The sequence below is a fragment of the Constantimarinum furrinae genome, assembly GCF_014295415.1.
Classification (GTDB): Bacteria; Bacteroidota; Bacteroidia; order Flavobacteriales; family Flavobacteriaceae; genus Constantimarinum; species Constantimarinum furrinae.
On sequence record NZ_CP052909.1, the window covers coordinates 69,794 to 82,266 of the forward strand.

The following is a 12,473-nucleotide window of genomic DNA, read 5'->3' on the forward strand; positions in this document are numbered from 1 at the left end:
AACTCGTTATATCATGAAATATACTACCGAGATAATTATTGATCTGCCTCGGGAAGAGGTAATCACAAAATTGGACAATGCCGAAAATATGAAACACTGGCAAAAGGGTCTAGTAAACTACGAATTTTTAGATGGTACTCCGGGTCAGGAAGGCGCTAAAATGAAACTTGAATACCAAATGGGGAAAAGGAATGTGGAACTGATAGAAACCATTATTAAGCGAAATTTACCCGCCGAATTTCACGCAACTTATGACACCAAAGGGGTGCATAACATTCAGCTGAACTATTTTCACGATATTGATGGAAAAAGCACCAAATGGGTAAGTGAAAGCGAATTTCAATTTGACAGTCTGGGAATGAAAATGATGGGATGGCTAATGCCGGGAGCCTTTAAGAAACAGTCCATGAAATACGCAATAGATTTTAAAAATTTTGCTGAAAAAGGAACTTCAGTCGCTATTGATCAATGAGTGACCGGGTAAAACTAATATGGGACTTTAGAGGACCAAATGCAGGGCCTATTGCTTCGCATCATTGTATTCATCTCAATGAATTTGCCGTTTCAGAAAACATTCAAGATTCAATTATTGATGTAGAAGTTGTGCACGACACACATCACATTGCTTATATGGTAGTAAACGAAGATCTGGTAACCGATCTCAGGAGGCGTTTAAAACCCAACAGAGGACAGCATTATAAAGAATGAATTATTTCTTAAGAGGTAGGCTGATCTTATAAATACGACTCTGACCGTTCTCATATTTATTCAGCTCGTTTATTAGCTCTGTAAGTGTAGGTTTTATTTCGACAGCACTTCGGTTACTTGTGAAGTACAAGATGTTATTCTTTTCATCATAATATGGGCAATAATCCAAAAAGCGGCTATTGACCAAGGGTCCTAAATTAACCGCCGGCGTCCACTCGGCGCCTTCCTTAAAACTTATATAGAGATCGCCTCCACCCTCTCCATCCTCTCGGTTATACCCGCTAAAAAGCAAAAAAGATTCGTTGGATGAAATAAAAGAATTAAATTCATATCCTTCTGTATTAATGGCATCTGTCATTCGTGTTGGTTTGGCGTATTTATCCCCAAGCCACTTGGAGAAAAAAATATCATCCTTGGATGATTCAGCTAAAACATCACCGGTAAAATATAGATTTCCATTGGCCGATACCGCCGGATAAAATTCATTTTTAGACGTGTTCACAGGCGCTCCCGGATTGATTGGTACACTCCACTCACTTTTTAAGTCTTTCCTATTCACATACCAGATATCGAAATCTGCCTTGGGCTCGGTTCCCTCTAAGGGTCGATTTGAAGCAAAGTATAAACGCAATCCGTCCGGTGACAAATAGGGCTCAAGATCCTTAAAAGCACCTGAAAAGGGTAATATGCCAACGGCTTTCCAGGTATCGGATTCCTTTTTTAACTCAATTAACACAGACAGTGAACCTGAAAAATCCAATGCAGTAATATACGCTTCATCTCCGGTTTCCGACATGGTAAAATCGCGAACATTCGGAAACTGAGAAATTAGTTGCGGTGCAAAAGCCGTGGCACTTTCTTCTATATTCTGTGCGAATACCGATAGCGACATAACACAAAAAAGTAAAAGGAATCTAAACGTCATGTTGAATTGTTTTAAACTTAAATTTAGCACAATGCTAAAAAAGTCACAACAGGAGTACGTCGGCTTTTATAAATGAAGAGTATTTCAGCTATAGCTATCGTGAATAATTTGGAGCTTCTTTGGTTATCGTTACATCGTGAGGATGGCTTTCGTGAATTCCCGATGCGGTGATCTTAACAAATTTGCCCGTTTCTTTAAGGGTTTCAATATCCTTTGCCCCACAGTAACCCATTCCGGCACGAAGTCCGCCAATAAACTGAGTCATACTTTCTACCAGGTCTCCTTTGTAAGGAACTCTTCCCACGATCCCTTCAGGAACCAGTTTTTTAATATCATCCTCCACATCCTGAAAGTAGCGATCCTTTGATCCCTGTTTCATTGCTTCCACAGAGCCCATGCCCCGATAGGATTTAAACTTTCTCCCTTCATAGATAATCGTTTCTCCGGGAGATTCTTTGGTTCCAGCTAACAATGAACCTAGCATTACACAGTCGGCTCCGGCGGCAATCGCTTTCGGAATATCGCCGGTATACCGTATTCCACCATCTGCAATCACAGGTACTCCTGTTCCTTTTATTGCAGCGGCCACTTCGAGTACTGCTGAAAACTGAGGAAAACCTACCCCAGCTACCACTCTGGTGGTGCAAATAGATCCGGGGCCAATTCCTACTTTAACAGCATCTGCACCGGCATCGACCAAGTATTTGGCAGCATCGCCGGTTGCTATATTTCCGACAATAACTTCCAAATCCGGAAACTTCTTTTTCACTTCCTTTAATACCATGACCACGCCTTTGGTATGCCCATGTGCAGTATCAATGATCACAGCATCTACCTGAGCATTTACCAAAGCTTCGGCTCTGTCTACGGCATCTCCTGTTACCCCTAGGGCTGCGGCTACACGAAGTCGGCCATACTCATCTTTGTTGGCGATTGGTTTTTGAGTAAGTTTTGTAATATCTCGAAATGTGATAAGACCTAAGAGTTGGCCATTGTCATCGACCACAGGTAGTTTTTCAATTTTATTCTTCTGAAGAATGATCTCCGCATCTTTTAGGGAAGTACCTTTGCTCACAGTTACCAGATTCTCTGAAGTCATCACTTCGCTCAGCTTACGCTCATAGTTTTTTTCAAAACGAAGATCTCTATTGGTCACGATCCCTATTAACTTGCCGGCATCATCGGTAATGGGAATTCCACCAATACTGTATTCACGCATAGTGTTTTGGGCATCACCCACCGTGGCATCCTGCTTTAAGGTCACAGGATCCTGTATCATTCCACTCTCTGCTCTTTTTACTTTTCTCACCTCAGCAGCCTGCTGTTCTATTGTCATGTTCTTATGCAAAACGCCTATTCCGCCTTCTCGGGCAATTGCAATAGCCATAGCGCTTTCTGTAACCGTATCCATGGCTGCTGAAACTATGGGCACATTAAGTGTAATGTTGCGGGAAAATTGAGTTTTAATAGAAACTTCTCTTGGTAATACTTCTGAATAAGCAGGCACTAATAGTACATCGTCGTAAGTAAGGCCTTCTCCAAGAATTTTATCATTATGTGCAGTCATGGCAATTAAATTTTAAAGCCGGAAGAACCGGAAAGCTGGTTAGCATTTAATTGCGTGCAAATGTACTACAATTAGTTGGGTTTTATTGCTTTTTTGTCAACTGAAATAAAACTGCGCCTGCACCCAACACATATACCGCAGTCATAAGGCTACCCGAGATCACCACCACATATTTCATCCAGGATATCCCTTTCCACATCAAATAAATACCTCCAAATGTGAGTATGATCGAGAAAAACGGTTCGATCATCAAAAATGATTTAAGCTTTACCGGAAGAGACGTAATCGCTACCAAGCCCCCTAGCAAGAAAAAAATAAAGGAAATCGATAATATATGCGTGTGAAGTATAGTGAGCATTTCACGCTCTCCTTTTTCAAACTTCATCACCGCTACATTTTCGATTTCCTCATTTCCCAAATAATTCTGTTCAATACCATCCGGTCTTACGGAATCGGTCTGTCTAACAAATAACAAGCCAGTAAAATACCCGACACTTAATACGATCACAAAAGCAGCAATAAAAGCTTTTATATAACCGGGAAAGGTATGTATCAGACCATGGATTTGCATTATAACTGGTTTAAGGATTGCAGTACGCCAATACTTTTTAAAAGATCATTCACAGCTTTCGTCATAGAACGTACCGAAATAGTTGCTCCGCTTATAGGAATGATATCTTTATTGTAAACCAGTTCACCTGATGAATCAGATTTTCCATTAAATTGTTGCAACCAGCGTTTGCTGCCAATTTCACCCCCGTATTCTTCCCTGTAAATAAGTACCTTGCTTTTGGTAATTATAAATTGAGTATCGAACAACACCAAATAATCAAACGTAGCTGTCTTACTTGGGGCATTTCCAATATACCCATAGCCAAGATGCATTCCGTTTGAAGAGATCTTAAACAAATTACCGTTTCCAAATTCTGAGGGTGTCAAAGCATTTGCTTCAGCGGAGATCGTTATAGCCTCCTTTGTAAAATCTGAGATATCGTAGAATTTTTCAATCTCTTTATCTGCTTTTTTTACAAGCTTTTCGGGCACAATATACCCTGTGCATAGAAACAGGATCGCGGTAACAGATAAAAGAAATTTAGTCATGGTGCAAAGGTATTTAAATTAAGCATAATGTATTTGGGTTTTTAGAACCAAACTCCTATTCCAAAGTTTAAACGATCATCTACATCACCTCCCTCTACATTGTTATCTCTAAACTGATAATCACCTTTTATCACTACTCCGGGAGCAATATGATAAGACAATCCGGTGGTTATATCGTTTCGATCGTAAGCATTGTTCTGTGCCAGTCCGCCCGCAGTATCGGCATGGGTGTTGTAATTTTCATATCGGGCAAATACGAATAATCTTTGTTTTGCCGACAACGGAAGAAGATTATAGGCCGCTTCGGCATAGTATCCCATTAAGGCACTTCCAAGATCCTGACCCGTTAGAGCATTATAGTCTTCAGTATCTGTAAGGGATGCATAGATAAATTGTCCTCTAGCGGTAAATCTTTGAAAGGCGTATCGCACATCGAATCCAACCATGCTTATTCCTACATTAGCGCCTTCAAGCTCCTCAACTTCATCTTCGGCTTGGGTCTTTCCGAAGTAACCTGCCAACCCTAAACGCAAACCGGGGATTCCGTAGTAATCGAGCTTTGTAGAAAACGTAGGACTGTCTACCGTAGATTTGATCCCTTTTTGACGTCCGCCTCTTAGTCCGCTGCTTCCTCCAATGAATCCGCTTGCTCCGCCTTCACCGTCACTAACGGTCGACTTAAAGCCATTAAAAATATATGCCTGATAGCTTAAAGAAGCATCGGCAAACCTTCCGTTTACACCAACCCCAATTTCACGCCAGGTGGTTGGGACAATGGCACTGTCTACTCCCGGACGTTCTACACCGTTAAATGTAGTGGGTTCGTGATATTCGTTTACAATTCCCATGGGAACAAGCATAAGACCTCCTCTAAGGTTCACATTATCGGTCAATGCATAATTTACAAATGCCTGTTCTACAAAAACTTCTTCTACATGTTCAATTTCTATTTCGGTAACAAATTGGGTCTTATCATTAAATTTATATCCCAACAGAAGAACCAGACGCTGAACATCCAGCTCGCCGTTATCTCCTTCAGGTTGGTTATAGGTGACCTCACCATACGCTCCAATTGTCACTGCATTTCCATTGCTGGAAGCAAGAATTCTCTGAGCTGCATTTTGTTGTAATTGAGGATTTGTCGTTATAGAATCGTTTGCAGTTTGAGCGTAGGCCAGTGACGCAAATAACACAAATAAGATGGGTAGTTTTTTCATTTAACTTTATTTAGACTGAATATAAATAGATTTATTTTTCAGCCGCAAAAGTAAAATTGAAAATACATTCTCACAAGTTTATTTAGAATAAATTTAAATAAAATCGGAAGGATTTTTCTATCGTTTTGATTCTGTATTAATTAGACGAAATAATCAGTTCTTTTTTGTATTGAAGTCGGGCCACAGTCGCCCATTGTAGTAACAACTTCTTTTCATCTTCAGAGAGATTTCCGTGAAGCCAAGTATAGGAATCAAGTGGCATTTCGCCCTTCTCTACCATTTCAATCACTTCCTCCAGCTTATGATCTTTCTTCTTAGCAGAATATGTCCCCCATTCTGAAACATTAAAATCACCCTTTCCATGCTTTATATGATCCTCTAACCAGAAAGAGATGGGTGCGATCTCGGCATACCAGGGATACTGCGTCTGGTTACTGTGACAGTCATAGCAGTTTTCTTTGAGCACCGATGCCAGATGTGCGGAAGGTTTGGTTTCCTTTTCAAAAGCCATTACACTTTCATAGCCTCCGTTGTTCTTTTCCGGACGAAAGAACTGAATTACGATCAAAGCTGCCAAAGCCAGAATAAAGAACCATTTTAAAACCTTCTTCATAATTTATTTCTTTAGGGATTTTAAATATAAAATTACAGCTTTTCTAATATCATACGCCGTTTCATTTTCTTTTGGATGATACACTTCAATCACACCGGGATGCGATTCGGTTAAAAAGGGAATATCGTAACCCAACATTAAAAAATCACTGGTGGCTATAGTGTACGTCTTCTCGTCATCAATTTGTTCATCTTTGATCATCCATTTTCCATTTGCGCTGTTCACGTTGATCAAATAGCGCTGTAAATATGCACCATTCCCTCTTTTTTCCTTCCCGTAATCCAGAACTTCGTTTAATAAAGACCCTTTCATTTTAACTCTTACAATACTTCCTCCAAACGGCAGCACCCTGAAAATATCCATAGTACTTATATCTCCTTCCAGCATATCGTCTACTCTGAAGGACCCTGAATTCACTATAACCGCGTCCATGTCATTATTATAAGCATAGGACATTCCTCTGGTTATGATCCCTCCTAAGTTGGTTTGTGTTGAACGATTTGCGCTATCGGTTCCATCTAGCGGGGGAACGGCGCGGTATATAATCTCATTGGGATTATCAATTACCTGCTTGATCTGGGCATCAAGGACCGAATTCCATTTGTCCACGATAGCTTTAACCGACGGTTTAGATGGTGTTGTATCATCAATAGGCATCAAGTGGGAGTCTATATTTAATTGCTTCGTATGCACATTATAGGTTAGGGTATGAATATATACGGTCTTAGCGTTGGCATCTGCCTTAGCAATTACGCCGCCGTTGTTAGTAACCAGCATATTGTTATGCTCATGTCCTCCCATTATCAAAGGCAAATTTGGAAGATATTTCAGAAGTTCTTTATCCTGATCTATGGTTAAATGTGTAAATCCAATAGTAATATCAGATTGATCCTTCAGTATTTCATTGGCTTCGACGGCTGTAGTATAAATATCACCGTACAACACATAATCCCTGGGGTTTGAAGGTACCGTGACACTAATAAAACCTACCGTAACCTCAGTCCCATCTTTATCACGAATCACTCTTTTATAAGTACGAGGAATAGGAATATTTCCAACGTCCCGTTGAATGGAGAATGGCTTGTTGCCGTCCTCCTGTACCTGTAAGACATTTGCAGAAACCCAGGTAAAATTCGATTCATTAAGACGTTCTTGTAACGCTTCTTCCGATATATCGAACTCGTGGTTTCCAAAAGTAACCAGATCGAAGTTCATCGCATTCATGACTTCTATCATTTGTCTTCCCGCGATCCGCTCACCTTGGAGTTTAATGGTTCCCAATAACGACGGGTTTAAAAAATCTCCCGCCATAAATAAGAAGGTGTTTGGGTTTACTTTTGCCACCGAATCCCTTACGTGGGCAACACGTGCCATACCTCCATATTGACCCCCGCTTAATGGGGCGATTTCATAAACATCATTGAGTTGTATGAATTTAAAGGTAATGAGACCGTCATCCCCGGTTTCAGTTACAGGCGTTCGAGTCGATGAACATCCAAAAAGGAAAACTGATATCAAAAAACTTAGGATAAACTGCTTCATATTAATGATATTTCGTAAATATTTTAGTGGCTTCGTTATGGGCGCTTTCAAAAGGCATGGGACTTATATTACAGTCAACTTTCGCAGCAGTAAAATAACTGAGCATTTTTTCGGTAGGCATATTTCCGGTTAATTCGTCTTTTGCCATGGGACAGCCGCCAAACCCCTGTATGGCTCCGTCAAATCTTCGGCAACCGGAAGTAAATGCTGCATCTATCTTTTCATGCCAGCTGGTTGGTGTAGTATGTAAATGAGCCCCGAATTCGATGTTTGGATACTTCGGAATTAAATTAGAATACAAATACGTTATGATCTCGGGCGTTGAAGTGCCGACCGTATCGCTAAGCGAGAGTATCTTAACTCCCATACCTGAAAGTTTTTCGGTCCAATCTGCCACTATATCCACATTCCATGGATCACCGTATGGATTACCAAAGCCCATGGATAAGTAAGCGACTACTTCTTTTCCATTTTTTGTGGAAAGGGAAAGGATCTCTTTGAGTATCTCAATGGATTGTGCAATAGTTTTGTGTGTATTGCGCATCTGAAAATTCTCGGAAATTGAAAATGGATAGCCCAGATATTGTATCTCAGGATGCGTAACTGCTGCCTCTGCACCGCGAACATTCGCTACGATCGCCAATAATTTGCTTTCGGTTGCGGAAAGATCCAGTTTTGAGAGCACCTCTGCCGTATCCTGCATTTGAGGAATTGCCTTGGGTGAAACAAAGCTTCCAAAATCGATGGTATCGAAACCACAGCGCAATAGCGATTGAATATATTGCACTTTGCTTTCGGTTGGAATCCAATCCTTTATGCCTTGCATGGCGTCGCGCGGACACTCTATGATCTTCACTTTTTGCATTCCTGTAAATATACTACTATTAGCAAGAAATTCAGAAGAGAAAAGAATTCAGGAAAACCAGTTTTCGGGAATTAGAATATAAACTGCTATTCCTAAGAATACTACGATCTGGAGCCATTTTAAGAAAGCCCCTATTCTCTTATACTTCAGAATAAATTTAGAAATACTTCCGGCTAATAGTGCGATACTGCTAAAAGTTAGGAATGAAACGATCATAAAGGTAATTCCCAGTATATAAAACTGTATCACGGTATTGTTTGTGGTGCTTTCCGGATCTTCCCATAAAAAAGCGGGAAAAAATGCCAAAAAAAAGATCATCACTTTCGGATTAACCAAGTTCATGATCACCCCTTGTTTAAACAGTGCCAGATTTGATTTTTTGGGTGCGTTATCTAACAGAGAAACTGAAGCATCGCTCTTGTATACACTATAAGCGAGGTACATTAAATACAAGGCACCCAGTATTTTTATTCCCAGATAGAGGGCTTCGGAAGTGGTAATGATCAATGAGAGTCCGAAGGCAAGAAAGGTGGTATGAACAATACATCCACTAATTAATCCGGCCGTAGTCGCAATTCCACTTTTGGTTCCGTTTACAAGAGACTGAGTAAGTACGTAAATATTATCGGGTCCGGGGGAAATAGCCAATGCCAGCGTGGCAATCGAGAAAGAAATTAAATTTTCGACCATGCCCATTTACCTTTCCAGTATTGCCTTATTAATTTTTTTGACAAGACCCGGGCCTTCATAAATAAATCCGGTATACAACTGCACCAAACTCGCACCTGCATCAATTTTTTCAAGCGCATCTTCGGCAGTATGTATCCCGCCAACGCCGATAATGGGGAATGCCCTATTACTGTTTTCTGAAAGAAATCGGATCACTTCGGTAGAGCGTTCAGTTAATGGTTTTCCGCTTAATCCTCCCGTCTCTTCCTTATGTTCTGAAGAAATTCCTTCCCTCGAAATAGTGGTATTTGTAGCGATCACTCCATCAATTTTCGTTTCTGAAACGATATCGATTATATCCAGCAACTGTTCATTTGTTAGATCTGGGGCTATTTTTAAGAGTATGGGTTTTGGTTTATCTTTCTTGGCGTTTTCAGATTTTAGGGTTTTTAATAACTGTGTTAATGGTGCTTTATCCTGAAGTGCTCTTAAATTGGGTGTGTTTGGAGAACTTACATTTACTACAAAATAATCTACATGATCGAACAAGCTGTTAAAACAGATCACATAATCTTTCACGGCATCTTCATTAGGAGTCACCTTATTTTTTCCGATATTTCCTCCAACCAGTACTCCCTTATTCTTTTTTAGACGAGTCACAGCCGCATCCACTCCTCCATTGTTAAATCCCATCCTGTTGATCAATGCCGAATCTTCCCGAAGTCGGAATAATCTTTTCTTCGGATTTCCGGATTGTGGTTTAGGTGTAAGAGTTCCAATTTCTATAAATCCGAATCCAAAATCGGAAAGTTCCCGGTACAATTTGGCATCTTTATCAAATCCAGCCGCCAGACCCACCGGATTCTTAAAAGTGAGTCCGAATAGTTGTCGCTCCAGTTTGGGATCTTCCTTCACATAAATACTTCTGAATATTCCACCAAAACCCAGACTGCTCAACATTTTTATCATTGAAAAAGTAAAGTGATGAATGCTTTCGGGGTCAAAAAGAAAAAACAAGGGTCGGATAATTGCTTTGTACATACCAGATTACAATGAGATGCAAAAATAGTATTAAAGTATGTATTTGTTAAATCGATAATGTTTTAATTTGCAACGAAATTCATAAAGTATGATCGACAAACAACACCTCATCAACCGATTTATAAGCTATGTTACCGTGGATACCGAAAGTGACCCGGAAAGTGAAACCACCCCCAGTACTGCCAAACAATGGGATCTTGCCAATGCCCTGGCTCAGGAATTAAAGGACATCGGACTTACAGAAGTCAGTATAGATGAAAACGCCTATATCATGGCAACATTACCAGCCAACGTAGATCATGAGGTTCCGGTTATTGGTTTTGTTTCACATTTCGACACTTCCCCAGATTTTACAGGGGCTAACGTAAAACCCCGGATCGTAGAAAATTACGACGGAAAAGATATCGTGTTAAACGAAGCTGAAAACATAGTGCTGTCTCCCGATTATTTTGAAGATCTGTTGCTTTACAAAGGAAAGACATTGATCACTACCGACGGAACGACCCTACTAGGTGCAGATGACAAAGCGGGAATTGCAGAAATAGTGTCGGCTATGGAGTACTTAGTGAATCACCCTGAGATCAAACATGGAAAGATTCGTGTTGGTTTCACGCCCGATGAGGAAATTGGTCGTGGTGCTCATAAATTTGATGTTGAAAAATTTGGCGCGGATTGGGCATACACTATGGACGGGAGTCAGATAGGCGAACTTGAATATGAAAATTTTAATGCCGCAGGAGCTGTAGTTACCGTAAAAGGAAAGATCGTTCATCCGGGCTATGCCAAAGGAAAAATGGTGAACAGTATGTACATTGCTACCGATTATATCAATTCCCTGCCCCGAATGGAAACTCCGGAGCACACAGAAGGCAGAGAAGGTTTTTTCCATTTGCACACTATTAAAGGTGAGGTAGATTCAACAAAACTACAGTATATAATACGCGATCACGACAGAGAGCATTTTGAAGCCAGAAAGGAAATGATGCAACAATTGGCAGACGAACTCAATGCTCAGTATGAAAAAGAGGTTATTTCAGTAGAAATAAAAGATCAGTATTATAACATGCGAGAAAAAATTGAACCTGTAATGCACATCGTCGAGCTCGCCGAAAAAGCCATGAAAAAAGCAGGTATAGAACCGTTGATAAAGCCAATTAGAGGTGGCACCGATGGTTCTCAACTCAGTTTTAAAGGACTGCCGTGTCCTAATATCTTCGCAGGGGGCCATAATTTTCACGGTCGATTCGAATATGTTCCGGTAGAAAGCATGCAAAAGGCGATTGAGGTCATTGTCAATATTGCTCAACTTGCAGCTACGAAGAAATAATCAGCTAACATTAACGCACAAAAAAACCTTCAGCAAAACTGAAGGTTCTTTTGTTTTGTTTGTCCAACAACTTATTTTTTCTTTTCAGAAACAGGTGCGTTAAGTTTGTTACTCATCTCCATAGAAATGGCAGAACGCTCAAACTTCATTTTTCCGGCTCCGGATTCAATAATGCAGGTTCCATCATCATTAAGATCGAGAATTTTACCATGCATTCCGCTTTTAGTGATCACTTTATCACCGCGTTTTAACTCCTGAGCAAACTTCTTCTCCTGCTTTTGCTTTTTCATTTGAGGGCGGATCATAAAAAGATACACCACGAGAAACATTAAAATAAGAAGAATAAAGCTTTGTTGTTCCATAGAAAGAAACTAAGAATTGTTGATTAACGTTTATTAATTACCGCTTGCTTGAATGGTAGAAGTCCCTGCAGCACCTTCTGGAGCATTTACAAAAGCTTTAATTTTAAGAGTTTCTTTACCCGCTTCTGTATTTGCAGTAATCGTTACAGTTTTACTAACCTGGTTTTTACCACTACCGTTGAATTTCACAAGCAACTCTCCTTCTTCTCCCGGAGCAACAGGTGCTTTTGTATATTCAGGAACGGTACAACCACAGCTACTTTTTGCATCAACGATCACCAAAGGAGCATTTCCTGTATTGGTAAACTTAAAGATGTGTTCAACAGCAGTCCCTTGATCGATAGTTCCGAAATCAAATTCTGTTTCAGCAAAGGTCATCACCGGATAATCTCCAGCCTTAGCATCACGGTCTGCAGCAGCTGCAACATTTTCTTCATTCACCTTGTCGGCAGCATTGTCTTTACAAGAAGTGAAAATAAAAGCAGAAAGAACTGCTAAAATTAAAATTGATTTTTTCATAGTATTAAAATTATTAT

Annotated in this window: 15 protein-coding genes; 3 read left to right on the forward strand and 12 right to left on the reverse strand. The window is 40.2% G+C overall.

Features of this window, described 5'->3' with window-relative positions:
* Window positions 1-13: 13 nt before the first annotated feature.
* Both ALE3EI_RS00320 and ALE3EI_RS00325 read left to right on the forward strand, forming a co-directional pair.
* Window positions 14-472: an SRPBCC family protein gene (locus ALE3EI_RS00320; protein WP_186989692.1), complete on the forward strand. Its 459-nt coding sequence runs from the start codon at window positions 14-16 to the stop codon at window positions 470-472.
* Window positions 469-708, forward strand: coding sequence for a hypothetical protein (locus ALE3EI_RS00325; protein WP_186989694.1), 240 nt, complete (start codon window positions 469-471; stop codon window positions 706-708). Before ALE3EI_RS00320 ends, ALE3EI_RS00325 begins: the two co-directional genes overlap by 4 nt.
* Before the next feature lies 1 nt (window position 709).
* Here the strand turns inward: ALE3EI_RS00325 and ALE3EI_RS00330 are convergent, their stop codons facing one another.
* From ALE3EI_RS00330 to ALE3EI_RS00375, 10 genes are all read right to left on the reverse strand, one after another.
* Window positions 710-1,633 carry a TolB-like translocation protein gene (locus ALE3EI_RS00330; RefSeq protein WP_186989696.1) on the reverse strand — a complete coding sequence of 308 codons (924 nt, stop codon included), beginning with the start codon at window positions 1,631-1,633 and terminating at the stop codon, window positions 710-712.
* 94 nt (window positions 1,634-1,727) lie between these two features.
* Window positions 1,728-3,200 (reverse strand): IMP dehydrogenase, encoded by a 1,473-nt coding sequence (gene guaB / locus ALE3EI_RS00335; RefSeq protein ID WP_186989698.1) that lies wholly within the window; start codon window positions 3,198-3,200, stop codon window positions 1,728-1,730.
* An 82-nt stretch (window positions 3,201-3,282) separates the two neighbouring features.
* Window positions 3,283-3,771: a hypothetical protein gene (locus ALE3EI_RS00340; protein WP_186989699.1), complete on the reverse strand. Its 489-nt coding sequence runs from the start codon at window positions 3,769-3,771 to the stop codon at window positions 3,283-3,285.
* Entirely contained in the window at window positions 3,771-4,301 is a 531-nt protein-coding gene (locus tag ALE3EI_RS00345; protein ID WP_186989701.1) for an FMN-binding protein, read from the reverse strand. The genes ALE3EI_RS00340 and ALE3EI_RS00345 overlap by 1 nt, the downstream gene beginning before the upstream one ends.
* A gap of 41 nt (window positions 4,302-4,342) precedes the next feature.
* On the reverse strand, window positions 4,343-5,518 hold the full coding sequence (locus ALE3EI_RS00350; protein WP_186989703.1) for a porin: 1,176 nt from the start codon (window positions 5,516-5,518) through the stop codon (window positions 4,343-4,345).
* A 136-nt stretch (window positions 5,519-5,654) separates the two neighbouring features.
* Window positions 5,655-6,131, reverse strand: coding sequence for a heme-binding domain-containing protein (locus ALE3EI_RS00355; protein ID WP_186989705.1), 477 nt, complete (start codon window positions 6,129-6,131; stop codon window positions 5,655-5,657).
* A 3-nt stretch (window positions 6,132-6,134) separates the two neighbouring features.
* Complete coding sequence (locus tag ALE3EI_RS00360; RefSeq protein ID WP_186989707.1) at window positions 6,135-7,673, reverse strand: bifunctional metallophosphatase/5'-nucleotidase; 1,539 nt, start codon at window positions 7,671-7,673, stop codon at window positions 6,135-6,137.
* 1 nt (window position 7,674) lies between these two features.
* A complete protein-coding gene (locus ALE3EI_RS00365; protein ID WP_186989708.1) occupies window positions 7,675-8,538 on the reverse strand; it encodes a hydroxymethylglutaryl-CoA lyase in 864 nt (287 codons plus the stop codon).
* A gap of 48 nt (window positions 8,539-8,586) precedes the next feature.
* The gene (locus tag ALE3EI_RS00370; protein ID WP_186989710.1) at window positions 8,587-9,228 is read right to left on the reverse strand and encodes a LysE family translocator; all 642 of its coding nucleotides are present in this window, start codon (window positions 9,226-9,228) and stop codon (window positions 8,587-8,589) included.
* A 6-nt stretch (window positions 9,229-9,234) separates the two neighbouring features.
* Entirely contained in the window at window positions 9,235-10,248 is a 1,014-nt protein-coding gene (locus tag ALE3EI_RS00375; RefSeq protein ID WP_186989712.1) for a quinone-dependent dihydroorotate dehydrogenase, read from the reverse strand.
* A gap of 88 nt (window positions 10,249-10,336) precedes the next feature.
* Between ALE3EI_RS00375 and pepT the strand changes: the two genes are divergently transcribed.
* On the forward strand, window positions 10,337-11,575 hold the full coding sequence (gene pepT / locus ALE3EI_RS00380) for a peptidase T (protein ID WP_186989714.1): 1,239 nt from the start codon (window positions 10,337-10,339) through the stop codon (window positions 11,573-11,575).
* A 71-nt stretch (window positions 11,576-11,646) separates the two neighbouring features.
* Here pepT and yajC read toward each other — a convergent pair whose 3' ends face one another.
* Both yajC and ALE3EI_RS00390 read right to left on the reverse strand, forming a co-directional pair.
* Entirely contained in the window at window positions 11,647-11,937 is a 291-nt protein-coding gene (gene yajC, locus ALE3EI_RS00385) for a preprotein translocase subunit YajC (protein ID WP_186989716.1), read from the reverse strand.
* A gap of 33 nt (window positions 11,938-11,970) precedes the next feature.
* Window positions 11,971-12,456, reverse strand: a complete 486-nt coding sequence (locus ALE3EI_RS00390) for a DUF1573 domain-containing protein (RefSeq protein WP_186989718.1) — start codon at window positions 12,454-12,456, stop codon at window positions 11,971-11,973.
* Between the last annotated feature and the right edge of the window lie 17 nt (window positions 12,457-12,473).